At 73.6% G+C, this 26,033-nt stretch carries 22 protein-coding genes; 9 read left to right on the top strand and 13 right to left on the bottom strand.

Annotated elements, in window-relative coordinates; translation table 11 throughout:
• The first annotated feature begins 30 nt into the window (after positions 1–30).
• A complete protein-coding gene (locus ACZ4SF_RS36430) occupies positions 31–1,500 on the top strand; it encodes a CoA transferase (protein ID WP_468393055.1) in 1,470 nt (489 codons plus the stop codon).
• 207 nt (positions 1,501–1,707) lie between these two features.
• On the opposite strand, the gene ACZ4SF_RS36425 is transcribed toward ACZ4SF_RS36430, so the two are convergent.
• The 6 genes from ACZ4SF_RS36425 to ACZ4SF_RS36400 form a co-directional block, all read right to left on the bottom strand.
• Positions 1,708–2,763 (bottom strand): zinc-dependent alcohol dehydrogenase family protein, encoded by a 1,056-nt coding sequence (locus ACZ4SF_RS36425; protein WP_468393053.1) that lies wholly within the window; start codon positions 2,761–2,763, stop codon positions 1,708–1,710.
• Between the two features lie 134 nt (positions 2,764–2,897).
• The gene (locus ACZ4SF_RS36420; protein WP_468393051.1) at positions 2,898–3,605 is read right to left on the bottom strand and encodes a VIT1/CCC1 transporter family protein; all 708 of its coding nucleotides are present in this window, start codon (positions 3,603–3,605) and stop codon (positions 2,898–2,900) included.
• A gap of 76 nt (positions 3,606–3,681) precedes the next feature.
• Positions 3,682–4,908 (bottom strand): amidohydrolase family protein, encoded by a 1,227-nt coding sequence (locus tag ACZ4SF_RS36415; protein ID WP_468393049.1) that lies wholly within the window; start codon positions 4,906–4,908, stop codon positions 3,682–3,684.
• Positions 4,905–6,215, bottom strand: a complete 1,311-nt coding sequence (locus ACZ4SF_RS36410) for an amidohydrolase family protein (protein WP_468393047.1) — start codon at positions 6,213–6,215, stop codon at positions 4,905–4,907. The genes ACZ4SF_RS36415 and ACZ4SF_RS36410 overlap by 4 nt, the downstream gene beginning before the upstream one ends.
• A 13-nt stretch (positions 6,216–6,228) precedes the next feature.
• Entirely contained in the window at positions 6,229–7,113 is an 885-nt protein-coding gene (locus tag ACZ4SF_RS36405) for an SDR family NAD(P)-dependent oxidoreductase (protein WP_468393126.1), read from the bottom strand.
• Between the two features lie 82 nt (positions 7,114–7,195).
• Entirely contained in the window at positions 7,196–7,993 is a 798-nt protein-coding gene (locus ACZ4SF_RS36400; RefSeq protein WP_468393124.1) for an acetoacetate decarboxylase family protein, read from the bottom strand.
• 101 nt (positions 7,994–8,094) lie between these two features.
• Between ACZ4SF_RS36400 and ACZ4SF_RS36395 the strand changes: the two genes are divergently transcribed.
• The 7 genes from ACZ4SF_RS36395 (at position 8,095) to ACZ4SF_RS36365 (ending at position 16,800) form a co-directional block, all read left to right on the top strand.
• Positions 8,095–8,739, top strand: coding sequence for a TetR/AcrR family transcriptional regulator (locus ACZ4SF_RS36395; protein WP_468393122.1), 645 nt, complete (start codon positions 8,095–8,097; stop codon positions 8,737–8,739).
• A gap of 195 nt (positions 8,740–8,934) precedes the next feature.
• Complete coding sequence (locus ACZ4SF_RS36390) at positions 8,935–11,541, top strand: MXAN_6230/SCO0854 family RING domain-containing protein (protein WP_468393045.1); 2,607 nt, start codon at positions 8,935–8,937, stop codon at positions 11,539–11,541.
• A 164-nt stretch (positions 11,542–11,705) separates the two neighbouring features.
• Entirely contained in the window at positions 11,706–12,689 is a 984-nt protein-coding gene (locus ACZ4SF_RS36385) for a DEDDh family exonuclease (protein ID WP_468393043.1), read from the top strand.
• 227 nt (positions 12,690–12,916) lie between these two features.
• On the top strand, positions 12,917–13,150 hold the full coding sequence (locus ACZ4SF_RS36380) for a hypothetical protein (RefSeq protein WP_468393041.1): 234 nt from the start codon (positions 12,917–12,919) through the stop codon (positions 13,148–13,150).
• A gap of 49 nt (positions 13,151–13,199) precedes the next feature.
• On the top strand, positions 13,200–13,994 hold the full coding sequence (locus ACZ4SF_RS36375; protein WP_468393039.1) for an SURF1 family cytochrome oxidase biogenesis protein: 795 nt from the start codon (positions 13,200–13,202) through the stop codon (positions 13,992–13,994).
• Between the two features lie 260 nt (positions 13,995–14,254).
• Complete coding sequence (locus tag ACZ4SF_RS36370) at positions 14,255–16,039, top strand: glycoside hydrolase family 15 protein (RefSeq protein ID WP_468393037.1); 1,785 nt, start codon at positions 14,255–14,257, stop codon at positions 16,037–16,039.
• Positions 16,040–16,044: 5 nt separating this feature from the next.
• On the top strand, positions 16,045–16,800 hold the full coding sequence (locus tag ACZ4SF_RS36365) for an SDR family oxidoreductase (RefSeq protein WP_468393035.1): 756 nt from the start codon (positions 16,045–16,047) through the stop codon (positions 16,798–16,800).
• Positions 16,801–17,038: 238 nt separating this feature from the next.
• Here ACZ4SF_RS36365 and ACZ4SF_RS36360 read toward each other — a convergent pair whose 3' ends face one another.
• The 4 genes from ACZ4SF_RS36360 to ACZ4SF_RS36345 form a co-directional block, all read right to left on the bottom strand.
• Positions 17,039–17,842, bottom strand: a complete 804-nt coding sequence (locus ACZ4SF_RS36360; protein WP_468393033.1) for an enoyl-CoA hydratase/isomerase family protein — start codon at positions 17,840–17,842, stop codon at positions 17,039–17,041.
• Between the two features lie 117 nt (positions 17,843–17,959).
• The gene (locus tag ACZ4SF_RS36355; protein WP_004002281.1) at positions 17,960–18,181 is read right to left on the bottom strand and encodes a helix-turn-helix domain-containing protein; all 222 of its coding nucleotides are present in this window, start codon (positions 18,179–18,181) and stop codon (positions 17,960–17,962) included.
• 335 nt (positions 18,182–18,516) lie between these two features.
• The gene (abc-f, locus tag ACZ4SF_RS36350; protein ID WP_468393031.1) at positions 18,517–20,115 is read right to left on the bottom strand and encodes a ribosomal protection-like ABC-F family protein; all 1,599 of its coding nucleotides are present in this window, start codon (positions 20,113–20,115) and stop codon (positions 18,517–18,519) included.
• A gap of 116 nt (positions 20,116–20,231) precedes the next feature.
• Positions 20,232–20,990: a PQQ-binding-like beta-propeller repeat protein gene (locus ACZ4SF_RS36345; RefSeq protein WP_468393029.1), complete on the bottom strand. Its 759-nt coding sequence runs from the start codon at positions 20,988–20,990 to the stop codon at positions 20,232–20,234.
• A gap of 370 nt (positions 20,991–21,360) precedes the next feature.
• On the opposite strand from ACZ4SF_RS36345, the gene ACZ4SF_RS36340 reads away from it, so the two are divergent.
• Positions 21,361–21,774 carry a VOC family protein gene (locus tag ACZ4SF_RS36340; protein ID WP_468393028.1) on the top strand — a complete coding sequence of 138 codons (414 nt, stop codon included), beginning with the start codon at positions 21,361–21,363 and terminating at the stop codon, positions 21,772–21,774.
• Between the two features lie 58 nt (positions 21,775–21,832).
• On the opposite strand, the gene ACZ4SF_RS36335 is transcribed toward ACZ4SF_RS36340, so the two are convergent.
• The 3 genes from ACZ4SF_RS36335 to ACZ4SF_RS36325 all read right to left on the bottom strand — a co-directional run bounded on the left by ACZ4SF_RS36335 (position 21,833) and on the right by ACZ4SF_RS36325 (position 25,706).
• On the bottom strand, positions 21,833–23,251 hold the full coding sequence (locus tag ACZ4SF_RS36335; protein ID WP_468393026.1) for a hypothetical protein: 1,419 nt from the start codon (positions 23,249–23,251) through the stop codon (positions 21,833–21,835).
• A gap of 171 nt (positions 23,252–23,422) precedes the next feature.
• Positions 23,423–24,550 (bottom strand): alpha/beta hydrolase, encoded by a 1,128-nt coding sequence (locus tag ACZ4SF_RS36330; protein WP_468393024.1) that lies wholly within the window; start codon positions 24,548–24,550, stop codon positions 23,423–23,425.
• A 478-nt stretch (positions 24,551–25,028) separates the two neighbouring features.
• Entirely contained in the window at positions 25,029–25,706 is a 678-nt protein-coding gene (locus ACZ4SF_RS36325; protein WP_468393022.1) for a class II aldolase/adducin family protein, read from the bottom strand.
• Between the last annotated feature and the right edge of the window lie 327 nt (positions 25,707–26,033).

Genomic DNA, 26,033 nt, shown 5'->3' with positions numbered 1-26,033 from the left:
TTGATTGAATCAATACTGCATAGTGAAGTCATGACTGCAATCAACGATGCGTGGCAGGCGGTCGGTGGGGCGCCCGGTCTTCCGTCGCGGGTCTCGGCCGTCGTACGCCGGGACACGCTCGACGCACGGCTGCCGGTGCGGGAGCTGGCACGCGCGTGTGTCGGAGCCTGCGCGCTGGCCGCCGCCGAGCTGGGGGCACGGCGTGCCGGGCTCTCCGCGGTGCCGGAGGTCACGGTGGACGACGGTGCGGTGGCCGCCGCCTTCCACAGTGAGCGGCTGGTGCAGATCGGCGGGCGGGCGCCGGTGAACTTCGCGCCGCTGTCCCGGTTCTGGCGCACGGCGGACGGCTGGGTGCGCACCCACGCCAACTATCCGCACCACCGGGCCCGGTTGCTCGGCGCGCTGGGCCTGCCACCGGACGCCTCGGTGGCGGAGGTCGCCGGCCAACTCGCCGAGCGCTCCGCCGTGGAGGCCGAGGAAGCCGTCCACGGCGCCGGCGGCCTCGCCGTGGCCCTGCGCACCCCGGAGGAGTGGCGGGCGCATCCACAGGCCGCCGAGGTGGCCGCACGGCCTCTGGTCGAACGCGAGCGGCTGGACACGGCTCCCGCACGCGTGCTGCCACCACTGGCTCCGGTCCCCGCGCGCGTGCCGTCACCGCCGGTCCCGGCCGCCGCGCACCTCCTGCCACCGCCGGTCCCCGCCGCCGCTCCCCTGCTGCCCGCCGCCGGGCTGCGCGTGCTGGACCTGACCCGGGTCCTGGCGGGCCCGGTCGCCACCCGCACCCTCGCCCTGCTGGGCGCGGACGTGCTGCGCGTGGACTCCCCCGTGCTGCCGGAACTCCCGGACCAGCATGCCGACACGGGCTTCGGCAAACGGTCCGCCACGCTCGACCTGGCCACCGGCCGGGACACCTTCGAGGAACTGCTGAGCACGGCCGACGTCGTGGTGACCGGGTACCGTCCGGGTGCCCTGGACCGGTTCGGGCTCTCCCCGCAGGCCCTGGCCGAGCGGCGCCCCGGCCTGGTCGTGGCGCAGGTGTCGGCGTGGGGTGCGTACGGGCCGTGGGGCGCGCGGCGCGGCTTCGACAGCCTGGTGCAGGTGGCGACCGGCATCGCGGTCACCGAGGGCTCGGCGTCGGAGCCCGGCGCGCTGCCCGCGCAGGCCCTGGACCACGGCACCGGCTATCTGCTGGCGGCGGCCGTGCTGCGGGCGCTGACCGAGCAGTCGTACGAGGGCGGGAGCCGGCTGGTCCGGCTGACACTGGCCCGTACCGCGCTGTGGCTGACGACGGGCATCCGGCCGGACCCGGCCGGGGGCACCCCGGAGCCGGTCCGGGCCGAGGCCGCGCCGGACCCGGGTCGGGACGCCTGGCTGACCGAGACCGACAGCCGGCTCGGCCGGCTGCGGCACGCCCGCCCGGCCGTGACGTTCACCGGCGGCCCCGCGGCCTGGGCGCGGCCACCGGTGCCATGGGGCTCGGACCCGGCCGCGTGGCGGTGACGGCCGATGCCGACGCGCAGAATCCGCCGTTGACCACCGCGATGGCCCGTGGTCCATGATGATCGTCCATGGACCGGCGACCTGCATCCGCTGACGGTCCGATCCAGCCGTCAACGTCCGTGCGTCAGCCGTCAACGTCCGAGGTCCAGCAGACGTCCGGGGTCAGTCGTCGACGGCCGGCCGCGGGTGACCGTCGGCGGCGTTGATTCAGGACTTGCCGCCGTTGGTGACCAGGACCTTGAGTGCCGTGCGCTCGTCCATCGCCTTGTAGCCGGCGGGCACGCCCTCGATGTCGACGGTCATGTCGAACACCGGCGACGGGTCGATAGAGCCGTCGAGGACGTCGGGCAGCAGGTCCGGGATGTAGGCGCGGACCGGGGCGACACCGCCGCGCAGGGCGATGTTGCGGTCGAACATGACGCCGAGGTCCAGGCCGGTGCCGCTGCCGTGGGGCACGCCCACGAAGCCGATCGCGCCGCCGTCGCGGGTGATCTCGACGGCCGTGCGCATGGACTGCTCGGTGCCGACCGCCTCCACGACGGCGTGTGCGCCCTGGCCGCGGGTCAGCTCGCGGACGGCCTCGACGGCCGCTTCCCCGCGCTCGGCGACCACGTCGGTGGCGCCGAACCGGCGCGCGATGTCGGTCCGTACCGTGTGCCGGCCCAGCGTGATGATCCGCTCGGCACCCAGCCGCTTGGCGGCCAGGACGGCGCACAGGCCGACCGCGCCGTCACCGACGACCGCGACCGTGGCGCCCGGCCGGGCGCCCGCGCCGAGGGCGGCGTGGTGGCCGGTGCCGAGGACGTCGGAGAGGGTCAGCAGGGCGGACAGCAGGTGGTCGTCGGAAGCGGCCTCCTTGGGCAGCTGGACGAGGGTGCCGTCGGCGAACGGCACGCGGACGGCCTCGCCCTGGCCGCCGTCGTAGCCGACGGTGCCCCAGAAGCCGCCGTGCTCGCAGGACGTGGTCAGGCCCTCGCGGCAGTAGTCGCAGACGCCGTCGGACCACATGAAGGGCGCGACCACCAGGTCCCCGCGCCTGACGGTGCTCACCTCGGAGCCGGTCTCCTCGACGACCCCGAGGAACTCGTGCCCGATCCGCTGCCCCGGCTGCCGGGCGGCCTCGCCGCGGTAGGCCCACAGGTCGCTGCCGCAGATGCAGGCGCGCAGCACGCGCACCACGGCGTCGGTGGGCAGCTGCACCACGGGCTCGGGCACGTCCTCCACGCGCATGTCGTACGGGGCGTGGATGGTGGTGGCGCGCATGGCGAAGATCCTTCTCGTGCGGGGGCGTACCGTGCGCTCAGGGGTGGCGAGCGCACTTCACCGTACGTCGCCGCCCGCGCGGGCCGCTCGGCGAGGGTGCCCTGGACCGGCGGGGTACGGCTCGGCGGCCCGGTTCACACCCCCGCCGCCCCCAGCAGCGTGCCCGCCGCGTACGTGACGGCCATCGCGAGTGCGCCGCCCACGACGTTCCGCACCACCGCGCGCCGGGGGTGGGCCGCGCCGAGCCGCGCGCTGCTCCAGCCGGTGAGCACCAGTGCGCCCAGCACGGACGCAACGGTGACCGGTAGCCGCCAGTGCGCCGGGGGCAGCACGATGGCCAGCAGGGGCAGGAGCGCGCCCACCGTGAAGGACAGGAAGCTCGCCCAGGCCGCGTTCCACGGGTTGGTCAGCTCGTCCGGGTCGATGCCCAGCTCCACGCGCGCGTGGGCCCGCAGCGCGTCCCGTGCGGTGAGCTGTGCGGCGGCCTCCCGGGCCACCTCGCGGGACAGTCCGCGCTGCGCCAGCAGATCGGTCAGTTCCTGCAGTTCGGCCTCCGGCTGCTCGCGCAGCTCCCGTCTCTCCACGGCCAGCGCGGCCATCTCGGAGTCGCGCTGGGTGGAGACGGAGACGTACTCGCCGGCCGCCATGGACATCGAGCCGGCGAGCAGGCCGGCCAGCCCGGCGGTGAGCAGCGCGGGCCGGCTCTGGGTCGCGCCGGCCACGCCGACGACCAGTCCCGCGGTGGAGACGATGCCGTCGTTGGCGCCCAGTACGGCTGCCCGCAGCCAGTTCAGCCGCGAGCCGAGCGCGCCGTGGGCCTCGTCGTGGGTGGGTTCCGTCACAGCGGCGAGGATCCCACCCCTGGGGTCACGGCCGCCGCACCGACGCTCCTGCTGCGCCGCGGGGCCCAGCCCGGTGTCACCACACCCGTACCGACGCCCCCCGCGCGAAGACCGGACTGGTCGCGTCGGCCGGTGGTTCCTCCAGGGGCTCGGCGATCTCGGCCACCGTGGGTCCGACCTTCGCCGCGATGGGGTCGAGGAGGCCGAGGTCGAAGCCGTAGACGCGGGCCGCGTTGCCGCCGAGCATGGCTGCCAGTTCCGCGCGCGGGACGCCTGCGCAGGCGAAGCGGAGGGCCTCGCGGGTGTAGGGGTGGGTGCCCTCGTCGTGCGGGTAGTCGCTGCCCCACATGATCTTGTCGATGCCGATGCGGTCGCGCAGCGGCACCTCGTGCGGGCGCATGAAGCTGGCGCCCACGTAGCAGTTGTCCCGCCAGACTTGGGAGGGCGCCTCACCCATGCCCTCGGCGAGGCCGGCGCCGAACTTGGCCTCGGCGGTGTCCTTTCGTGCGGCCGCGGCGACCAGGCGGCCGTGGTAGTAGTCCAGCATGTCGAGGACCCCGGGGATCCAGCCGGAGCCCTGCTCGGTCAGGACGAGTCTCAGACCGGGGTGGCGGCGGAAGGCGCCGCCGAAGACCAGGTGCCACAGGGCGCGGTGGGAGAACCAGGTCGTCTCGACCATGAAGACCGCGCGGGCGGCGGGTTCCTCGCCGAGCGGCGGGGACGCGGAGCCGGCGTGGTGGTTGACGGGGAGGCCGAGTTCGGCGCAGGCGGCCCAGATCGGGTCGTAGGTCCGTGAGTACAGCTCGGGCAGGCCCGAGCCCGGCGGGGTGCCGGGCAGCATCAGGCCGCCCTTGAGGCCCGCGGAAGCGGCCCGGCGGATCTCCTTGACGGCCTCCTGGACGTCGCCCAGCAGGATCTGGAAGACGCCCGCCCGGCGGCCCGGGGCGGCGGCGCAGAAGTCCGCGAGCCAGCGGTTGTGGGCGCGCAGGCCGGCCCAGCGCCGCTGGAAGTCCTCGACGCCGGGCGGCGGGGCCATGAGGGAGCCGGAGGGGAAGAACGGCGGAATGGTGTTCGGGAAGATCACCTCGGCGACGATGCCGTCCGCCTCCATGTCCGCGAGGCGCCGCTCGGAGTTCCAGTTCCGGTCGGCGGAGTCGGCGAGCAGGTCCTCGTAGGGGTTGACGTAGGTGGCCGCCCAGACGTCGAAGTCGTCGTGGTAGCGCTTCTCCAGGTACGGCTTGTAGTCCAGCAGGTCGGCTCCGGCGTGGCAGTCGGCCGAGATCACCGTGTAGCGGTCCGTCACCGGTTCACCTCCGGGAGGGGGAAGTCGCGGTCGGGTCCGAGGAGCGGGAAGTCGTTCTCCGTCAGCCAGTGCCGGCCGGTCTCGCGGGAGCATGCCCAGGAGGCCTCCACGGCCGCCTGGTCGGCCGGCTGGCCGAGGTCGGCGGGGGTGGGGCCGATACGGCGGGCGAGCGGTGCGAGCCTGCCGGTGTCGAAGCCGAAGACCTCGGCCGCGGCGAGGCCGAGCATACGGCGGGTCTCGGTGACGGGGATGTCGTGGAAAGTACGGCGCAGCCACGCGCGCGTGTCGGGCCAGGTGCCCTCGGGGTGCGGGAAGTCGCTGCCCCAGAGGATGTTGTCGACGCCGATCTCGTAGCGCTGGGCGAGTTCACGCCGCTTGGTGTTGGTGGCGCAGACGAACACCTGCCGGTCCAGGTACTCGTGCGGCGGGCGGGTGAGTTCCGCGAACGGGGAGAGCTTCTTGCCGCCGTGCGCGCCGAGGTAGAGGCGGTCCATGAACCAGAGCAGGTTCGGCAGCCACCAGCAGCCCGACTCGGCGATGCCGAAGCGCAGCCCGGGGTGGCGTTCGAAGACGCCGGACCAGAGCAGGAACCACAGCGGCCGGGCCGGCCACCAGGTGACCTCGGAGACGTAGATGCCGAGGTGGTCGCCGTACTCGTGGCGCGGGGCGGCGCCGGAGTGGGTGAGCACCGGCATCGCGCACTCGGCCGCCGCCGCCCAGACGGGGTCGTAGCGGCGGTCGTGGTACGGCTCCTTGCCGGCCCACATCGACGGGATCATCAGGGCGCCGAGGCCGGAGTCCTTCGCCCGGTGGATCTCGGCGACGACCCGGTCGACGGGTGCCGTGACGGGCAGCAGGGCGACTCCGCAGTGCCGTTCGGGGTGCTCGGAGACGAACTCCGCCAGCCAGCGGTTGTGCGCCTGCGCGCCCGCCAAGCCCAGCTCGGGGTCCTGGTCGCCGGAGAGGCCGAGGCCCACCCCGAAGGGAGCGGCGGTACGGCTGTCGACGGCGTCGGCGTCCGGGAAGACGACCTCGGCGGCCACGCCGTCGCCGTCCAGTTCCTTCAGCCGCTGCGCGGTGTCCCAGCCGCCGCGCAGGCCCTCCTCGTGGTCGTGGAACCACCGGTCGGCGAACGCCTCGTTGCGGACGCCGAGCCGGGTCATCTCCTCGCGGCGCCGGTCGCGGCCCGCGAGGAACTCGTCGAAGTCCCGGTGGAAGCGGGTCTCCAGATAGGGCCGGTACTGCTCGGTGGGCAGTCCGGCATGGCAGTCGGAGGAGATGATCAGGTACGGGTCCTGGCCGGCCACGACAGCCTCCCGGTCAATCGAGGATGAAGCTTTCGAGATACGTCGGGTTCGTGCGGTCCAGCATCGAGCCGGCCCGCGCGCGGATCCGGTCGTCGCCGTGCTCGCTCGCCGGCAGCAGCCAGAAGCGGTCGGCGCGGATGCCCTCCACGACCAGCTCGGCGACCTCCTCGACGGGCGTGAAGCGGACCTCCTGGCCGGCCTCGCGCATCGCCGTCTCCCACTGGCCGAGGCTGCGGTACGGCGTCTTCCGGGGCCGCTGCTTGGCGTAGCGGGCGGGGCGGTTGCGGTGCGACTCCCACAGGCCGGTGCGCAGCATGTGCGGGCCGGGAAAGAGCACCGAGGCGCCCACGCACGCGTGCTCCGCCTTGAGATGGGCGTACAGGGACTCGGTCATCGTGACCACGGCGGCCTTGGTGACGGCGTAGACGGAGGCCGTCGGGAGCGGGGCGACACCGCCGTCGGTGGAGGATGTATTGACCACGTGACCGGGTTGACCCGAATGGAGCATCCTGGGCAGGAAGGCCTGGATGCCGTGGAAGACGCCCCACACATTGACGGCGAAGGCCCACTTCCAGTCGTTCGGGTCGTGCTCCCACATACGGCCCTCGGCGCCGGAACCGACGCCCGCGTTGTTGCACAGCACGTGCACGGCGCCGAAGGTGCCGTACGCCGTCTCGGCCAGCTCCAGGACCTGTTCGCGCACGCCGACGTCAACCACGCGCGCGTGCACGTGGGCGCCCGTCGCGCGCAGGTCCGCCGCGGCCTTGTCCAGCGCCGCCTCCTCGACGTCGGCGAGGACCACCTTCAGCCCCTCGGCCGCGAACCGCCGGGCCATCGCGAGCCCGATCCCGCTCGCCGCCCCGGTGACGACGGCGACCTGTCCTGCCCGCAGTTCCACGGTCATTCCCCTCCCCGCGCCGTCAGGGCCGGCCCGGCTTCCGGCCGGGGGGCCGGGCATCGCCTTCCGCGCAGGTGCCGCATCACGCGCTCCCCTCGGGCGGCGCGTCGAGGACCTGAAGGGGGTCGTCGTAGCGCTGGTGGAGGTAGGGCAGCAGGGCCTGTGGGTCGACGCGTTCGACGACCCGGCCGCGCTGGTCGCTGGTCTTCTCGCCGATGGTGATCTCCACGAGCCGCCGCACCGGGAGGTCGGCGACCGGGTCGTACATCGACTCCCGCAGGACGACGTCGCCGCTGACCCGTTCCAGCCGGCGCACCTTCTCGTGCCGTACGCAGTGCACCAGAACGGGGTCCGCGTCGAAGCCGGAGCCGTCGGCCGCCGGGAGGAACTTGAAGTAGAAGTCGGTCTTGCGCGAGGGCTCCGGGAGGGGCAGGTCGCCGCTCACCGCCCCGCGCACCTCCACGAAGGCAATGCCGTGACGGGCCATCGACGCGCGGACGACGAGGCCGTCGCGTTCGACCGTGACCTCGCCGAGCTTCTTGGGTTCCCCGAAGACCTCACGGCCGCCGGTGAGGGCGCGCTCGTGGGTCATCGGCATCACCAGCGGGTACCAGCCGTCGACCTCACCGTGGGCGGCGGAGACGGCGAAGGAGCCGGCGCCGAGCGGGTACCCGGGCAGCTCGACCTTGCTGACGTTCACCCGCACCAGGGGCCGTGCGGAGGGCTTGAGCGGGGGTGGCAGGACCGCCGCGACCGCGTCCGGGTCGGTTTCCCAGACGGCCACCACACCGGTGGACCAGATGTCGGGGAGCCGCGCGCTCGCGGTGCGCGTGGCGGCGATCTCCCGCTCGGTCCGTGCGCCGTACCGTACGCGTGCCATGCCCGTACCGCCCTTCTTCTGACGGACCGTCATCTGTAACACAGTTACAGCAGACCGGGTCCGGGGTAAATACACGTGCACCGGCGGGAGTTGGAGTGATCATGCCGAGCGGGGCGAGGAGCGTGCTGACCCGGGAGGCGGTCCTGGAGGCCGCCGCCGGGCTGGTGCGGCAGCACGGCCCGGACGCGCTGACCATGCGCAGGCTCGCCGCCGAGCTGGGCACCGCCGTGACCTCGATCTACTGGCACGTCGGGGGCCGCGAGGCGCTGCTCGACGCGCTGGTGGAACGGACGGTGGCCGACCTCGGCGAGATCCGCCCGGCCGGGCGCACGCCGGAGCAGCGCGTGCTGTCCGTCGCGTGCGCTCTGCGGCGCCAGTTGCGCGACCATCCGCATCTGGTGGCACTGGTGCACGAACGGGGCCTGACCGAGCGGATGTTCCTGCCCGCCCAGCAGGTCCTGGTGCGCGAGGCGCACGCGGCGGGGCTGCGCGGGGCCCGGGCCGCCGAGTTCGTCCGGGCCGTGCAGTTCCAGGTGGTCGGGCATGTGCTGGTGGAACGCCACCGTGAGCGGGCTCCGGTGCAGGACCCGGGCGAGGAGGAGCTGTGGCGCGGCGGGAACGCGGGGAGCGCCCAGATCGCCGGGGACGATGCCGCGCTGGCCCGGGCGCTGGCCCGGCCGGCGGACACGGAGCGGCTGTTCGTGACGGCCGTACGAGCGCTGGTGCGGTCGTTGCTGGCGCCGTGACGCCGCACCGCACGGACACCGGAGCCCGGGGCCGCCGCGGAAAATCAGTCGCGTCCGAACTGCCGTACCCCTACTGTTCCTGACCGCGGGGGCGGCTCCGCCGGCGTGCTTCCTTCTCTTCCCAACCCTAGGAATCCATAGCGCGCCCACTCTCCGCCCCCGCCTCACCACTTTTTCCGCTCCGGGGGATTCCGCTTGTCCGCACTGACGTCCGTGCTGCTCCGCCGTCTCCGTACCGTCCACGTCGACCAGGCCGGACCACGCCCGGGCGACCCGTCGACGGCGGAGGGACTCGTCGCCCTGGAGGGCGAACTGCTCGACCGGGGCTTCGCACCGACGGCACAGCTGCGCGCGACGCTGGCCTGGCTCGGCCCCGCCGGGCTGGCGGACGCGGGCCGGCAGCTGATCCGGCAGCTGGACGCCGAACTCGGTGCGGACCGCACCCACATGCCGCTGTTCCGCACCTTCCCGGTCTCCGTGCCCGACGACACGTTCGGGCTGTACGTCGACCGGGTCTTCGCCCTGCTGCTGCAGTGGCCCGCCCAGCCCTGTGTGCTGTGCGGCACGGTGGGCGGCGTGCGCCCGGTGGCGCCGTGCGCGCACCTGGTGTGCCGTGCCTGCTGGGACGGCGCCGACTACACCGGCTGTCCGCTCTGCAACCGCCGGATCGACCCCGCCGACCCGTTCCTGGTGCCGGGTGCGCCGCGCCGCCCGCGGGACGTGCCGGCCGGTCCGCTGAAGCTGCTCGCGCTCGGCACGGACGTCCGCACGGACACGGTCCTGGTCCTGCGCACGCTGCTGGCCCGGCGCACTCCGCTGCCCGCGCAGGACCGTGCCGACCTGCAGGTGCTGCTGGCGCACGCCCCCTCGGACCTCGGCTGGTTCCCGGCGGACGTCCCGGTACGCGAGACGAAGGCGCTCGTGCTCGGCACCCTGCTGCGCGACCGGCACACGCGCGTGGCGGCCACCGATCTGCTCGGCACCCACCTCACCACCGCTACGGACGTGCTGCGGCTGCTGTGCGTGTGGTCCGGCGGCACGGCCGACCTCATGGCGCCGCCGAGACTGCGCTCGCTGCCCCGCGCCCTGCGCGGAAGGCTGCTCGGACTGCTCGACTCCTTCGCGGTGCCCTCGCTGGTCGAGGACGTCCTGCGGCACCCGGCCGGGTGGAAGCGGGCCGCCGAGACCCTGCACCCGTTCGAGCGGCACGGCCGCCACCCGCGCGCCGCGCTCGCCTTCGCCGTACTGCGCGGCACGCCCGTCGTGCCCGGCACCGCCCTGGGCGGGGCGCTGCTGCGGACGGCAGCCGCCCACCCGGAGGCCGTGCGGGTCGCGGGCGACCGGATCCGGGCCGCCACCTGGGGCGCGCGCGTGGAGCAGGCACTGGCCGGACGGGACACCCGTGCCGCGCTGCTCCTCCTCGGGCAGCGTCCGGGTGAGCTGCTGCGCCGGCTGGACCATCTGCTGCGGCTGCACGAACTTTGCGCGCTGCCCGAGGAGTTCGCCGAGGTGCTGCAGCGCGCCCTGCCCAAGGCCGGCCCCGGTCCGCTGCTGGCCGCGCTGGGCCGGATGCGGATCCGGCATCTGCCCGGCGAGCGCCGGGTGTTCTTCCCGCGCGGGCAGGTCACGCACGCGTTCACGACGGACGACACGCGCGTGCCGCTCGCCGCGGCGGTCACCACGCGCGTGTGCGCGCTGCTGGAGGCCGAGGCGCTGCGCCGTCTGGCCGGCGCGTCCCGGTTCGGCCTGGCCGTGCTCGACTCGGCGCTCGCCGGGCTCGCGGTGCCGTCCGTCGAGCGCGCCGCCGCCAAGGCCCTGGTGTCGCTGCCGCGCGGCAGCACCCAGCCGCTGCCCGAGGGCGAAGTGCTGCGGCTCTTCCTGCACTGGACGGAGCCGCCGGGGATCCGCGTGGACCTGGACCTGTCGGTGGCCCTCTACGACGAGCACTGGGAGTTCGCCGGGCTGTGCGACTACACGAACCTCGTGTACGGCGACCGCCTGGCCGTCCACTCCGGCGATCTGATCTCGGCCCCGGCACCGGACGGCGCGACCGAGTACGTCGACCTGGACCTGACCGCGCTCGGCGAGCGGAACGTGCGGTACGCGGTGCCGGTCGTCTTCAGCTTCAACAACATCCCGTTCGAGGAACTGCTCGACGCCTTCTCCGGGTTCATGGCGCTGCCGTCGGCGGCCGGGGAGGCGCGCGGCGCCGGATACCACCCGCGCGCGGTGCGGCAGCGCTACGACCTGGAGGGCGACTCGCGCATCCACGTGCCGATGCTGGTCGACCTGCGCCGCCGCACGTTCCTGTGGACGGATCTGCATCTGCCGTCGGACGACGGCTACCACGACGTGGACCGGCACCGGGCCGCCCTGGGCCGGATCGCCGAGGACCTGTTCCAGTACTTCGCCCACGGCCGTACGACACTGTGGGACCTGGCGGTGTGGCATGCGGCCGCGCGGAGCGACGAGGCGCTGGTCGTCCGGCGTGCGCCCGCTGCGCACGCCACGGACGAGCTGTGGCACTACCGGCGCCGGGACGGGGAGGCGGACACCGCGTTCGCCGCCCGGATCCGGGCCCTTGGGGAACCGGACTGGTGGGAGCCCGCGCGGGACGCGGCGGACGCCGACGCCCGTGCGGGTGAAGCGGCCGCGAAGAAGCACGTGTTGCTGGCCCTGGTGCACGGCGGGGTGGCACCGCAGAGTGCGACGGGCGCGGTGTACCGGCTGCTGCCCGGGCCGGCCGACGGCTGCGGGCTGGCACCGCTGACGGCCGGGGACCTGGTGGCGGCGCTGGGGTGACGCCGTGACGGCCGGTCCGGACCGGGCCGAGGACATTCGTACCTCAGTGGGCGCGCGCGTGTGTGCGATGTACGAGCGGGAGGGCGGCTCCGGGACGCACGCGGGACGCACGGCCGACACCTGAGGGACGGCGCTGTCAGTCGCGGCCCGTATCCTCAATGACCATGCTCGAAGACCGTGCGACCGCAGTGTCCTCCCCCACCCAGTGGCCGGCCGCGTATCCGAAGGGATACGCGGTCGTTGACGTGGAGACCACCGGCCTGGCCCGGGACGACCGCATCATCTCCGCCGCCGTCTACCGGCTGGACGAGCGCGGCGAGGTCGAGGACCACTGGTACACGCTGGTCAACCCGGAGCGCGATCCGGGCCCCGTGTGGATACACGGCCTCACGAGCGAGATGCTCCATGGCGCGCCGCTGTTCGGAGACGTCGCCGAGGAGTTCGCCGCCCGCCTGGACGGCCGGGTGCTCGTGGCGCACAACGCCGTCTTCGACTGGCAGATGATCGCGCGCGAGTACGCGCGCGTGCAGCGCGAGGCGCCGGTGCGTCAGCGGCTGTGCACCATCGCGCTGTCGAAGGAGCTGGGGCTGCCGCTGCCGAACCACAAGCTGGAGTCGCTGGCGGCGCACTTCGGCGTCGTCCAGCAGCGGGCGCACCACGCCCTGGACGACGCGCGGGTGCTGGCGGAGGCGTTCCGACCCAGTCTCAGGGCCGCGGCGGCGGGTGGCGTACGGCTGCCGCTGCTGGAATGCCGGCCGCTGACGGAGTGGTCGGACCGGCCCGTGCCCCGTCAGTCCTCGGGCGGTTACGGCGGCTATCGGGCCAACAGTTGGCGGCCTTCCCGCAAAAGGCCTGCATGCCCCTATCCCAACCCGGGTCGCTACGAAGACGGCAAACCTCTCAAACAGGGCATGCGGGTGGCGTTCTCGGGTGACACCTCGACCGAGCGCGAGCTGCTGGAGGACCGCGCCGTCGAGGCCGGGCTGCACGTCGCCACCAGCATCTCCCGGCTGACCAGCCTGCTGGTGACCAACGACCCGGACTCGGGCACCTCGAAGACGGTCAAGGCCCGGCAGTTCGGCACGCCGATCGTCGACGAGGCCGCGTTCGGACAGCTGCTCAGGGATGTCGAGCCGGCCGACGAGTGAGCCGTTCCCACCGAGCGGTTCCCGCCGACGAGTGAGCGGCTCCCGCCGAGCCGTCCCACCGGCGGGTGAGCCGTCCCACCGGCGGGTGAGCCGTCCGGCCGACGAGTGAGCCGTCCCCGCGACCAGTCGGTGCCCACCCGTCGGACGATCGTACAAATGGGTGATTGCCGCACGACTCACCCGGACCGCGCTCGCCCGGAGTTCGGCGACGGCCCACCCTGTGGCGCATGGCGACATGTGAAGTCTGCGGCAATGACTACGGAATGACCTTCGAGGTGCACGCTCAGGGCGCGGTGCACGTCTTCGACTGCTTCTCGTGTGCGATCCACCGCATGGCCCCGCTCTGCGAGCACTGCCGGGTGCAGATCATCGGCCAGGGCGTGGAGGTGGAGGGCCACTGGTACTGCGGCGCGCACTGCGCCCGCGAGGAGGGGAGGGCAGGCATCGTCGACCGGGTGTGACCCGGTACCCGCCTGAATGCACCCCACGGCCCGGAGGTACCGTCGTGGGGTGCACCGCTACCGCTTCCTGTTGTCCCGCCAGTGGGTGATCCTCACCCTCGTCGCGATCGCGCTGATCCCGACGATGATCAGGCTGGGATTCTGGCAGCAGCACCGGTACGAGGAGCGCACCGCCCGCAACGACCTGGTCTCCGCCGCGCTGCGCGCCGAGCCGGTTCCCGTCGAGCGGCTCACCTCCCCCGGGCACGGTGTGACCCGCGCCGAGAAGTACCGCACGGTCACGGCGACCGGCACCTTCGACACCGCCAAGGAGGTCGTGGTCCGCCGCCGGACCAGCTCCGACGGCGAGGTCGGCTTCCACGTCCTGACCCCGTTCGTCCTCACCGACGGCAAGGTGCTGCTCGTCGACCGGGGCTGGATCCCCGCGAACGGCGTCCAGACCGCCTTCCCGAAGGTCCCCGCGCCGCCGGCCGGCCGGACCACGGTCACCGGGCGGCTGATGGCCGACGAGACGACCGCCGCGAGCGGCATCAAGAACGTCAAGGGCCTCCCCGACCGGCAGATCATGCTGATCAACAGCGGGGAGGAGGCGCGGCGGCTCCGAGCGCAGGTGCTCGGCGGCTACATCCAGCAGACGGCGCCCGAACCGAAGGGCGGCTCCCCGGAGCAGATCTCCGACCCGGGCAGCGAGGACGCCCCGCTGAACTACGCGTACATGATCCAGTGGTGGCTGTTCGCCGCGGCCGTTCCGGTCGGCTGGTGGTTCCTGGTCCGGCGGGAGATCCGCGACCAGGAGGAGGCGGCGGAACGGCAGCCGGAGGAGCACGAACCGGCAACGGTCTGAGCGCACCCAGCCACCGCAAGCCGACCACCCTCCGAGCGCACCCCCGGCACCGCGAACCGGCCACACTCCGAGCGCACTCCGGTCCCGCACAGCCGGCCGCCCTCCGAGCGCACCCCAGCCACCGCGAACCGGCCACACTGCGAAGGCCACCCAACCGCAGCGAACCGGCCGCACTCTGCCCGCCCGGGCGGCCGTCTGGTACGTCACTCCCCCGGCGCACCACCTGATTGGCCCCCTGATCCGCCGGGAAACCGGATCCCGTGAACGCGCGCATCGAGGACTACGCCCTCATCGGGGACCTGCAGAGCGCGGCCCTGGTCGGGAAGGACGGTTCGATCGACTGGCTGTGCCTGCCCCGCTTCGACTCCGGCGCCTGCTTCGCCCGGCTGCTGGGCGACGAGGACCACGGCCACTGGCAGATCGCGCCCGCGGGAGCGGGCACCTGCACCCGCCGCGCCTACCGGCCCGACACCCTGGTTCTGGACACGGAGTGGGAGACCGCCGAAGGCACGGTGCGCGTCACCGACCTGATGCCGCAGCGCGAGCGCGCCCCCGACGTCGTACGGATCGTGGAGGGTGTGAGCGGCCGGGTCCCCGTCCACAGCTCGCTGCGCCTCCGCTTCGACTACGGCTCGATCATGCCGTGGGTACGCCGCTCGGACGGCCACCGTGTGGCCGTCGCCGGCCCGGACGCCGCCTGGCTGCGCAGCGAGCCGGCCGTGCACACGTGGGGCGAGGACTACGCCACCCGCTCGGAGTTCACCGTCGCCGAGGGCGAGCGGGTCGCGTTCGTGCTGACCTGGCATCCTTCGCACGAGGAACGCCCCCCGCTGATCGACCCGTACGAGGCGCTGGAGAGCAGCGTCACCGACTGGCGGCGCTGGGCCCGCCGGTGCCGGTACGACGGCCCGTACCGGGACGCGGTCGTCAGGTCCCTCCTCACCCTCAAGGCCCTCACCTACGCCCCGACCGGCGGGATCGTCGCCGCGGCGACCACCTCGTTGCCCGAGAAGCCGGGCGGCGTGCGCAACTGGGACTACCGGTACTGCTGGCTGCGGGACTCCACCCTCACCCTCAGCGCCCTGATCGGCGCGGGCTACCACGACGAGGCCGAGGCATGGCGGAACTGGCTGCTGCGCGCGGTCGCCGGCGACCCGGCCGACCTGCAGATCATGTACGGCGTCGCGGGCGAGCACCGGCTGCCGGAGACCGAACTGCCGTGGCTGCCCGGCTTCGTCGGCTCCTCCCCCGTCCGCACCGGCAACGGCGCCGTCGACCAGCTCCAGCTGGACGTGTACGGCGAGGTGATGGACTCGCTGTCGCTGGCCCGCGCCTCGGGCCTGCCCACGCGTCCGCACATGTGGGCCATCCAGCGTTCGTTGATGGAGTTCCTGAGGTCGGCATGGCGGCAGCCGGACGAGGGCCTGTGGGAGGTGCGCGGCGGCCGGCGCCAGTTCGTGCACTCCAAGGTGATGGTCTGGGTGGCCGCCGACCGGGCCGTGCGGACCCTGGAGCAGAACGGCGAGCTGCGCGGCGACCTGGCCGGCTGGCGCCGGCTGCGCGACGAGGTCCACAAGGAGGTGTGCGAGCAGGGTTACGACCGCGAGCGCAACACCTTCACCCAGTACTACGGCTCCCGTGAACTCGACGCGGCGCTGCTGCTCATCCCCCGCGTCGGCTTTCTCCCGCCGGACGACCCGCGGGTCGTCGGCACGGTGGACGCGATCCGTGACGCCCTCGGGCACGGCGGCTTCCTGCGCCGCTACGACACCGAGGACTCGGTGGTCGACGGGCTGCCGAGCGGCGAGGGCGTCTTCCTCGCCTGCTCGTTCTGGCTGGCCGACGCACTGCACATGACGGGCCGGACGAAGGAGGCGCGGGAGCTGTTCGACCGGCTGGTGGGCCTGTGCAACGACGTGGGCCTGCTGGCCGAGGAGTACGACCCGGTGGGCGGCTGCCAGTTGGGCAACTACCCCCAGGCCTTCAGCCACATCGGTCTGGTCAACACCGCCCTCACCCTGTTCGGGGACCAGGAGGCAGGATAGGAACCATGGATCTTGGACTGAAGGACCGGGTGTACGTCGTCACCGGAGCCACCCGCGGACTCGGCAACGCCGCCGCGCGGGAACTCGTCAGCGACGGCGCGAAGGTGGTCATCACCGGGCGGGACGAGAAGCGGGTCGCCGACGCCGCCGCCGAACTGGGCCCGAACGCGGTGGGCGTGGTCATGGACAACGCCGACGCGGAGGCTCCCGATCGGCTGATCGCCGCCGCCCGGGAGCACTTCGGCGGCTTCCACGGGGTGCTGGTGAGCGTCGGGGGGCCGCCGCCGGGGTTCGTCGCCGACAACACCGACGAGCAGTGGCGGGACGCGTTCGAGTCGGTCTTCCTCGGCGCGGTACGGCTCGCTCGCGCGGCGGCGGCCGAGCTGGAGCCTGGCGGCGTCATCGGGTTCGTGCTGTCCGGGTCGGTGCACGAGCCGATTCCGGGGCTGACCGTGTCCAACGGGCTGCGGCCCGGGCTGGCCGGGTTCGCCAAGTCGATCGCCGACGAACTGGGGTCGCGCGGGATCCGTGTGGTGGGCCTGCTGCCGGCGCGGATCGACACGGACCGCGTGCGCGAGCTGGACGGGTTGTCCGCCGACCCCGAGGCCACCCGGGCCGCGAACGAGTCGCGGATTCCGCTGCGGCGGTACGGCACGCCGCAGGAGTTCGGGAGGGTCTCGGCGTTCCTGCTGTCGCCGGCTGCGTCCTACCTGACCGGGATCATGGTGCCGGTCGACGGCGGTATGCGGCACGGCTTCTGAGTGCGGGCGGTGAGGGAGCGGGGCGATCGCCCTGCTCCCTCACCGTCATGTGAACCTTTCACCGAGGAGTACGCGGGCGAGGCGGCGCCGCCTCGCCGTCACATCTGTGCGGAACCGGCGACGGGCGCGGACCACCGGAGCGTGGACGTGACCCGGCAGGTCCGTGCGGCCGCGCGGAAGGCACGGAGGGACCGGCCGTCGGTGGCGGTGTCGGTCACCTCGGTGGGCTGGGCGCGGCTCATTCGCCGAGCCCGGCCAGATCCCGCAGCCGCCGAGCCTGCGCGGCCCGCTCCGCGGCGCGCTGCTCGTCGTACGTACGGTCGACGGCGCCACGGAGCAGTGCCTTGGTCTCCACCACCGCGTCCCGCGGCGCGGACAGCAGCGCGGCCGCCAAGTCCCGCACGGCCCCGTCCAGTTCGGCGGCGGGCACCGCGAGGTTGGCCAGCCCGCTCGCCACGGCCTCCGCAGCGCCGACGAACCGTCCGGTCGCGCAGATCTCGAGCGCGCGGGCGTACCCGACCAGGCCGACCAGCGGGTGCGTGCCGGTCAGGTCGGGGACGAGACCGAGGCTGGTCTCGCGCATGGCGAACTGCACGTCGTCGGCGACGACCCGGAGGTCGCAGCCGAGCGCGAGCTGGAAGCCGGCACCGATCGCATGCCCCTGGACGGCGGCGATGGACACGATGTCGTTCCGCCGCCACCAGGTGAAGGCCTCCTGGAATTCGGCGATGGTCGCGTCGAGCCCGGCGTCGTCACGACGCGCGAGTTCGATGAAGCTCGGCTCGCCCGGGATCCCCTCCGGGTTGAACATCTGACGGTCCAGCCCGGCGGAGAAGGACTTGCCCTCACCGTGCAGCACGACGACACGGACGGAGCCCGGCAACAGCCGCCCGGCCTCGGCGAGCGCCCGCCACATGGCGGGGCTCTGTGCGTTGCGCTTGGCCGGGTTGGTCAGCGTCACCGTGGCGATCGCGTCGTCAACGGTGAGCCGTACGCCGTCCTTGTCGAGTGCAGGAGCGAGGTCCTGGTCGGGCGTGGCCATGGGGCGCCTCCGATGGGTGCGGTCAGCAGAGCTGAGCTAAGTGACTGCACAGTAACCACCCGGCCGGTCAGCTTGCCGACCGGGTGGCCACCATCGAAGCCGATGGGCCGCCCGGCGTCAGGACGATGCGGCCTTCTTGCCCCTGGTCGCTCCGCCACGCCCACGGAGCGTGACGCCCGACTCGCTGAGCATCCGGTGTACGAAGCCATACGAGCGGCCGGTCTCCTCGGCCAGCGCCCGGATGCTCGCACCGGAGTCGTACTTCTTCTTCAGGTCTGCCGCGAGCTTGTCGCGCGCGGCGCCGGTCACCCGGCTGCCCTTCTTCAGAGTCTCGGCCACCCGTGCCTCCTCATGGGAAGTGCGCTCTGGTCTCCTCATGATCACCCCTCTTGGGCGTGATGGCCACCCATTCGGCAAGGTCCGTGAGACATCGTTGTGACGACAGGAGTCGATCCCCACAAGCGGAATGCTGGATTCCAGCGGGTGGTGCCCATGGGGCCGAACGGGTGGATTCACGAAGTGCCAGGTCAGGGACGCACAGCGGCCGGTCCCTTGGCTGCCGCGGGATCGGCCGGAAAATCCGTGTAGGACACACCCCGATACGAGGAGATCTCACACAGATGATGGATCACGGATCGGCCGAATGATCCATACGCAGTGGATCACCCTTCCGGTCACGCCAGGGCGACGAGATCCGCGTAGTCGGAGCCCCACAGGTCCTCGACGCCGTCCGGCAGCAGGATGATCCGCTCCGGCTGGAGCGCCTCGACGGCGCCCTCGTCGTGGGTGACGAGGACGACCGCGCCCTTGTAGGTGCGCAGGGCGCCGAGGATCTCCTCGCGGCTGGCCGGGTCCAGGTTGTTGGTCGGCTCGTCCAGGAGCAGCACGTTCGCGGAGGAGACGACGAGGGTGGCGAGGGCCAGCCGCGTCTTCTCACCACCGGAGAGGACACCGGCGGGCTTGTCGACGTCGTCGCCGGAGAACAGGAACGAGCCGAGCACCTTGCGGACCTCGACCAGGTCCATGTCGGGGGCGGCCGAGCGCATGTTCTCCAGGACGGTGCGGTCGGGGTCCAGGGTCTCGTGCTCCTGGGCGTAGTAGCCGAGCTTGAGACCGTGACCGGGGACGACCTGACCGGTGTCCGGCTTCTCCACTCCGCCGAGCAGGCGCAGCAGGGTCGTCTTGCCGGCGCCGTTGAGGCCGAGGATGACGACCCGGGAGCCCTTGTCGATGGCCAGGTCGACGTCGGTGAAGATCTCCAGCGAGCCGTACGACTTCGACAGGCCCTCGGCCATCAACGGGGTCTTGCCGCAGGACGCCGGCTCCGGGAAGCGCAGCTTGGCGACCTTGTCGGACATCCGGACGTCCTCGAGGCCGGAGAGCAGCTTCTCGGCCCTGCGGGCCATGTTCTGCGCGGCGACCGTCTTGGTGGCCTTGGCACGCATCTTGTCGGCCTGCGCGTTGAGCGCGGCGGCCTTCTTCTCGGCGTTGGCGCGCTCGCGCTTGCGGCGCTTCTCGTCGGCCTCGCGCTGCTGCTGGTACAGCTTCCAGCCCATGTTGTAGATGTCGATGGTGGACCGGTTGGCGTCCAGGTAGAACACCTTGTTGACCACGGTCTCCACCAGGTCGACATCGTGGGAGATCACGATGAAGCCGCCGCGGTAGGTCTTCAGGTAGTCCCGCAGCCAGATGATCGAGTCCGCGTCGAGGTGGTTGGTCGGCTCGTCCAGGAGCAGGGTGTCCGCGTCCGAGAACAGGATGCGGGCCAGCTCGATACGGCGGCGCTGACCACCGGAGAGGGTGTGCAGCGGCTGGCCCAGCACCCGGTCGGGCAGGTTCAGGGCGGCGGCGATGGTGGCGGCCTCGGCCTCGGCGGCGTACCCGCCCTTGGTGAGGAACTCCGTCTCCTGGCGCTCGTACTGCTTCAGGGCCTTCTCGCGGGTGGAGCCCTTGCCGTTGGCGATCCGCTCCTCGTTCTCGCGCATCTTGCGGATCAGCACGTCGAGGCCGCGCGCGGACAGGATGCGGTCGCGGGCGAGGATGTCCAGGTCGCCGGTGCGGGGGTCCTGTGGGAGGTAGCCGACCTCGCCGGAGCGGGCGATCTGGCCCCCGGCCGGGATGCCCTCGCCGGCCAGGCACTTGGTGAGGGTGGTCTTGCCGGCTCCGTTGCGGCCGACGAGGCCGATGCGGTCGCCCTTGGCGACACGGAAGGTGGCGTTCTCGATGAGGACGCGCGCACCGGCGCGCAGCTCGATACCGGAGGCGGAGATCACGGACAGACTCCAGGGCGATGGGGTGGGCGGTGGGCGGCTGAGGACGTTCCCGCCGTCTAATGCGCGAGGAGAATGGCCATGCGGCCAATTCTAACGGGGCCGGGCAAGCGGTTTTTCTACGTCCGTGCGTTCGGACCGAGCCGCGGGAGATCGTTGCCGAGCGGGGTGCGGTCGGGGGTGATCCGGCCCAGGTCGTCCAGGGCCACGAGCTGGCCGGTCCAGGCGTCGTGCGCGCACGGCTGGGCGAGGAGCAGGGCCGCGCCCCGCCGTACGGCGCCCTCGGGCCGGAACGTGCAGCCCTGCCGGGCGGGCAGCACCCAGCGCAGGTCGCCGTCGGCGGTCCGGTACGCGGTGACGCGGTGCGGGGTGACGACCGCGATGATGCCCCGGCCCAGGTGGCGCAGCACGCCGGTGCCGCCGTGGGCAGGCAGCCACTCCGCGGCGTCGGGCAGGGCCCGGTGCCAGCGCACCCTGCGCCCGTCGGTGTCGGTGAGCAGCCCGTCGTCCCACAGCGCGATCACCTCCCCGCGCGCGGGGAGCACGGCGACCGGCCGGTGCCCCACGCGGGCGTAGCGCCACCGCGGCGCACCGGTACGGGTGTCGTAGCCGACCACGACGGCGCCTCGCGCCCGTGGCGCCCAGGCTCCGTCGTGCCCGCCGTGCAGGAGCCGGTCGCCGTAGGGGACGGGCCGCATGTGATGCGCCACACCGAGCAGGGCGACGGCGAGGACGGCCGCGAGGAGGCCGACGACGGCGCGGTGGACGGGTGCGAGGAGGGAACGGCGGGCGCAACGGTGCGGGGCGGGCTCGGGGGCGGCCGGGCCGGTCTCCGGGGCGCTGCCCCGCGGGTGGGCGCCGTGTGGTGGAACTGCCACCTCGCCCCCTTTGCGGCCACCGTCCCGGATCAGGCGCCGAGCGTAGTCACCATCGGCAGGGCCGGCGGGACGGCTTGGCGGGTGCGGGCCGGAAGTCCCCCGTTCGGGGGCGCGGACGGCGAGGGGGGCAGGGGCGCGGGGGGCGAGGGGGGCAGGGGCGCGGGGGGCGAGGGGGGCAGGGAGCGGGCGGCGAAGGGGGCAGGGGTGCGGGCGAGGCGGGCAGGGGTGCCGGCGGCGAGGCGGACGGGGCGGGCAGGGCCGGTCTCGGGCGACACCTTCCGCGAGGGCGTTGTCAGTGCTGCCTGCAAGACTCGGAAGCACGGCAGAACCGACGCACGCAGCACGACCGGTGCACGAAGGAGTGATCGGCATGGCAGGCACGGGCGGCGCACGGCCCAGCATCTACCCCTCGCTGCTGTACACGGACGCGAAGGCGGCGATCCGGCAGCTCACGGAGGCCCTCGGCTTCACCGAACTGTCGGTGTACGAGACGGAGGACGGCAAGGTGATGCACGCCGAGCTGGTCCAGGGCAACGGCGCCGTCATGATCGGCTCCAAGGGTCGCGGCGGTCGCTTCGACGCGGCGCTGAAGGACGGCGGACCCGCCGGGGTCTACGTCGTGGTGGACGACGTGGACGCCCACCACCAGCGGGCCGTGGAGCACGGCGTGGAGATCCTGATGCCCCCGACGGACCAGGACTACGGCTCGCGGGACTACATGGCCCGGGACGCCGAGGGGAACATCTGGAGCTTCGGCACGTACGCCCCGGAGGTCGGCGTCTGAGCCACTGGCTCCCCGCGCCTCCCCCGGTGGGCGCCGGTCATTGCCCGGTGGGCGCCGGTCATCCCCCGGTGTGCACCTGGAACGCGGCTCGGCGCACGGCCTTGGCCAGCGCCGGGTCGGGGTGGGCGGCGGCCAGCGCGACCAGGACCTGCACGGTGCGCGGGTGGCCGACGGCGCGGACCTCGTCGAGCAGCTGGGGGACGGTGGGCTGCACCGCGGCTTCCAGATGCCGGACCAGCATCGGCGCCTCCCCGTGGTCGGCGACCGCAGCGGCGGTGTCCACCCACAGCCAGGTGGCCTCGTCGCGGGTGAGGACCTCGTGGGCGTCCTCCGGGTCGACGCCGTCGTGCTCTGCGAGCCACAGCAGGGCGTACGGCCGCAGGGCCGGCTCGTCCACGACACCGCGGACCTCGGGCTCGGCGGGGGCGCCGACGACCCGCAGCGCCTCGAAAGCCAGGCCGCGCAGCAGGGCGTCGTCGCCGCGGGCGGCGCCGATCAGCTCGGTGACGGCGCTGCCGACGGGGCGGGCGGCGAGCCAGGCGCGGTACTCGGCGCGGGCCGCGTTGGGGCGGAGCTGGGCGCAGCCGCGGAGCATGTCCTCGGCGGACTGCTCGATGTTGCCTGCGGGGCTCTGCGCGGCCACGCAGATCTGCTCCAGCTTGACCCACACCGCCCAGCTGCCGAGCGGGGTGAGGGTGGCCTGGCCGGCGCCGTAGGTGAGGGCGCCGACGGAGGCGAGTGCCTGCAACGACCAGTCCAGAAGGGGCGCGAGCGGGGCGTCCGAGGCCGGTGCCGGGTCCTGCGGGCCCGGGGATCCGGCGGGCCTGCCGGTGCCGGGCTCGTAGGAGACCTCGCAGCGTTCGGTGCGCAGTTCGGTGACCCGCTGCTGGAGCAGGTCGAGCAGCTGCTCGACCGGCACCGGTCCGGCGGACAGCTGGAGGAAGGAGAGCACCTGGGGCATGGCCGAGACGACTTCGGCGACGGCGGCCGGCTCGTGCCCGTCGGGCTCGGGGCAGGCGAGCGACCAGGCGTCGAAGAGGGCGACCCAGCCGCGCAGGACGGCGCTGTCGTCGCGGTTCCAGGCGCGCAGGCGCCAGCCGGGGCGCGCGCTGTCGCCGTGCACCTCGACCAGGCCGGCGAGGCGGGCGGTGTCCCAGTCGGCGCGGACCTGAGCGGCACTCAGGCCGAGGTCGGCGGCGGCGCGTTCGGCGGTGGCGTCGGAGAGGGTGGCCTTGCCGTCGGCGGTGGCGGCGTCACGGCCGGGAGCGAGGGCGGCGTCGGCCCAGCGGGCGACCCGGGCCGCGCCGGCCAGGCCGATGCGGGCCATTCCGGCCAGCTCGGCGGGGGCGGGCGTGCCCTCCGGCGGCCGGGGTGAGGGGCGGCGCGGGCGCCGCTGGTTCACAGCTCTGGGGGCGGCGGCCAGGGGTCGCGGTCGGACGAGTCGGAGCCTGGAGTCGCGCGGGATACGGGACGTCACGGGTGCAGTCTTCCGGTTGACGGTGCGAAAACCCAAACGGAATGTCACGGCGGGCGACGGAGGTGGCCAACGCACGGGCTCCGGGGTGCCCGGAGAGACATGTTCGAGCCAGTCGTACGGCCTGGAACGGAATGTTTCGCGCCGGTGCCGGCGGGCCTCGGCGCCGAGGCGTCACATCAGTGGGGTCAGGAACCGCCGCAGGCGCTCCTCGTACTCCTCGGGGTCCGCGTTCCACATCGCCGCGTGCGGGGCGTGCGGCACGGTGTGCAGGGCGACGATGTCGGCGCGGTGCCGGGCCAGCCGGCGGGAGTACTCCCAGGGGGCGACCTGGTCGTCCGGACCGTGGACGATCAGGGTGGGGACGCGCAGCCGGGCGGGGTCGGCGGTCTCGGCGACCCGGTCGGCGTGCAGCCCGGCGCGGCCCTGCGCGGCCCGCACCGCGAGCGGCAGCAGCGGCTGCGGGGTGCGACGGGCCCTGGCCAGGGCGCGCAGTGTGGCTTCCCAGCTGAGCACCGGCGAGTCGAGGACGAGGCCGGCGATGCGGTCCCGCACCGGGGAGTGCTCGGCGGCGCGCAGGGCCATGGTGGCGCCCGTGGACCAGCCGAGGAGGACGACGCGGCGGGCGCCGTAGCGGACGGCGTAGCGGATCGCCGCCTCGACGTCACGCCACTCGGTCTCGCCGAGGTGGTTGAGGCCGTCCGGCGGGCGCGGGGCGCCGAGGTCGCCGCGGTAGGCGAGGGCGAGGACCGGCAGGCGGCGGCCGTGCAGGAAGCCCATGACGTTCAGGGTGTGTTCCCGGGTGGTGCCGAGTCCGTGCACGGCGATCACCCAGGTGTCCCGGTGGCCGGGTACGAACCAGGCGGGCAGGGCGCCGAGTTCGCCGGGCACGTCCACGTCGGCGTGGTCCAGGCCGAGGGCGGTGCCCGGGTTGCCGACGTAGAGGTTGGGGGTGAGCCACACCGCGTCGCCTGCGGTGAGGGTGCCGTGGGTGACGCGTTCGAGGCGTCGTACGACGGTGTCGGCGGTGTGCTCGGCCGCCTCCACGACGGGGCCGACGACCGCGTGGGAGCCGTCTCCGGCGAGGCCGTAGGTGCCGGGGCGCAGGGCGGCCAGGTCGCGGGTGAGCGCGATCCGGCCGGCGGCCGTGCCGTGCACGGTGAGCCGGGGTTCGGTCGGCAGCGGGCGGCCCGCGGGCGCCTTCAGCGCGGCGTCGCTGGCCATCCGGCCGGCGGCCACGGAAGCCGTACCGGCGGCCAGGACGGCGGCAAGGGCGGCGACGGTCGCCTTGGCGGTACGCACGGCTCCAGTGTCGTGCGGGTCCTGGCCACCGGCCAGCGGAAGGGCGGGGCGGGGCGCCGGCCCCGGCGGCGCGGGCGGCTTCGGCACCGCCGGCCAGCCACGTCGTGGCCGAGCACCGCCGCGGCGGACGACGGTGACCGATGCCACGAGGAAACGGCGGGCCGCTGCGAGCGGGGGCACCAGGGCGCCGCGGGCCGATGCGAGCGGAGTCGCCGAGGAACGGCGGGGCGGTGTGAGCGCGGTCGTCGAAGAACGGCGGGCCGCCGCGAGCGGGGCCGCCAGGGAACCGCGGGCCGCCGCGAGCGGAGTCGCGAAGAAATGGCGAGCCGATGCGAGCGGGGACACGAGGAAACGGCGGGCCGCTGCGAGCGGTGACGTCAGGGAGCGGTGGGGTGGTGTGGGCGGGGGCGTCGGGGGGCGGGGGGTCGATGTGAGGGTGAGGATGAGGGAACGGAACGCAGTGCTGCCGTGCACGGGGTCACCTCCGTTGGCCGTACCCCTTCAAGCGTTCCCCGGCCTCGGCGAGTTGTGCCTCCGTCAGCAGGGACGGCGTCAGGCCCGGAACCGAGGACGCCGTCAGCCACAGGCGGCACATCCACTCCAGTTGGGCGGTGCGGTCGTAGGCCTGGTCGAGGGTGACGCCGTAGGTGATCGTGCCGTGGTTCTGCAACAGGCAACCGGAACGGCCGGCGAGGGCGCGCAGCATGTTCTCGGCCAGTTCGCCGGTGCCGTAGGTGGCGTAGGGGGCGACCCGGACGGGGCCGCCGAGGGCGCCGGTCATGTAGTGGACGGCGGGGAGTTCGGGCACGAGCGTGGAGACCGCGGTCGCGTGCACGGCGTGGGTGTGGACGACGGCGCGGGCGTCGGTCGTGCGGTAGACGGCCAGGTGCATCGGCAGCTCGCTGGTCGGCACGAGCGTGCCGAGCACCTGGCGGCCGGTGAGGTCCACCCCCGTGATGTCGCCGGGGGTGAGCCGGTCGTAGGGGACGCCGGACGGGGTGACGAGCACGAGGTCCCCGACGCGTGCCGAGACGTTGCCCGAGGTGCCGACCACAAGACCGTCGGCGACGGTCCGACGTGCCGTCGCGACCACCTCCGCCCAGAGGCGCGCCGCGTCCTGGTGCGTGTCTTCGGCGTTCCGCCGTGGTTCAGCCATGCGGCGATCCTGCCAGCCGGCCCGGCGGAAAGCGGGCGGCCGGGTCGCTTCCGCCCGGAAGCCGTACCTCCGCGGGGTACCTCCGCACGGGCGGATCTCGCCGCGAAACGCCCGGAAACGGCGAGGAACCGGTCATCAGCGAGTCTTCAATGATCTCTCTTGCCCACTGGACGATCGCTGCCGCCCGTGCGGGCCGTGTCGTCGTCCGCCACCCCGGGAGACCCATGGTCCGCAAGCGCAGCCTCGCCCGTCGCCGCGCCGGTGTCCTCGCGGCAGCCACGGCCGCCCTCGCCCTGGCGGGCACCGCACCGGCGACGGCCGGACAGT

It is taken from the genome of Streptomyces sp. NPDC027663 (assembly GCF_055566415.1).
This window is presented reverse-complemented; position numbering and strand designations above follow the sequence as displayed.

Coding starts and splice junctions, on each gene's coding strand:
- ACZ4SF_RS36430 (WP_468393055.1), top strand. CDS start 31: ATGACTGCAATCAACGATGCGTGGCAGGCGGTCGGTGGGGCGCCCGGT.
- ACZ4SF_RS36425 (WP_468393053.1), bottom strand. CDS start 2,763: ATGCGCGCCACCACCATCCACGCCCCGTACGACATGCGCGTGGAGGAC.
- ACZ4SF_RS36400 (WP_468393124.1), bottom strand. CDS start 7,993: ATGGCACGCGTACGGTACGGCGCACGGACCGAGCGGGAGATCGCCGCC.
- ACZ4SF_RS36395 (WP_468393122.1), top strand. CDS start 8,095: ATGCCGAGCGGGGCGAGGAGCGTGCTGACCCGGGAGGCGGTCCTGGAG.
- ACZ4SF_RS36385 (WP_468393043.1), top strand. CDS start 11,706: ATGCTCGAAGACCGTGCGACCGCAGTGTCCTCCCCCACCCAGTGGCCG.
- ACZ4SF_RS36380 (WP_468393041.1), top strand. CDS start 12,917: ATGGCGACATGTGAAGTCTGCGGCAATGACTACGGAATGACCTTCGAG.
- ACZ4SF_RS36365 (WP_468393035.1), top strand. CDS start 16,045: ATGGATCTTGGACTGAAGGACCGGGTGTACGTCGTCACCGGAGCCACC.
- ACZ4SF_RS36360 (WP_468393033.1), bottom strand. CDS start 17,842: ATGGCCACGCCCGACCAGGACCTCGCTCCTGCACTCGACAAGGACGGC.
- ACZ4SF_RS36340 (WP_468393028.1), top strand. CDS start 21,361: ATGGCAGGCACGGGCGGCGCACGGCCCAGCATCTACCCCTCGCTGCTG.
- ACZ4SF_RS36325 (WP_468393022.1), bottom strand. CDS start 25,706: ATGGCTGAACCACGGCGGAACGCCGAAGACACGCACCAGGACGCGGCG.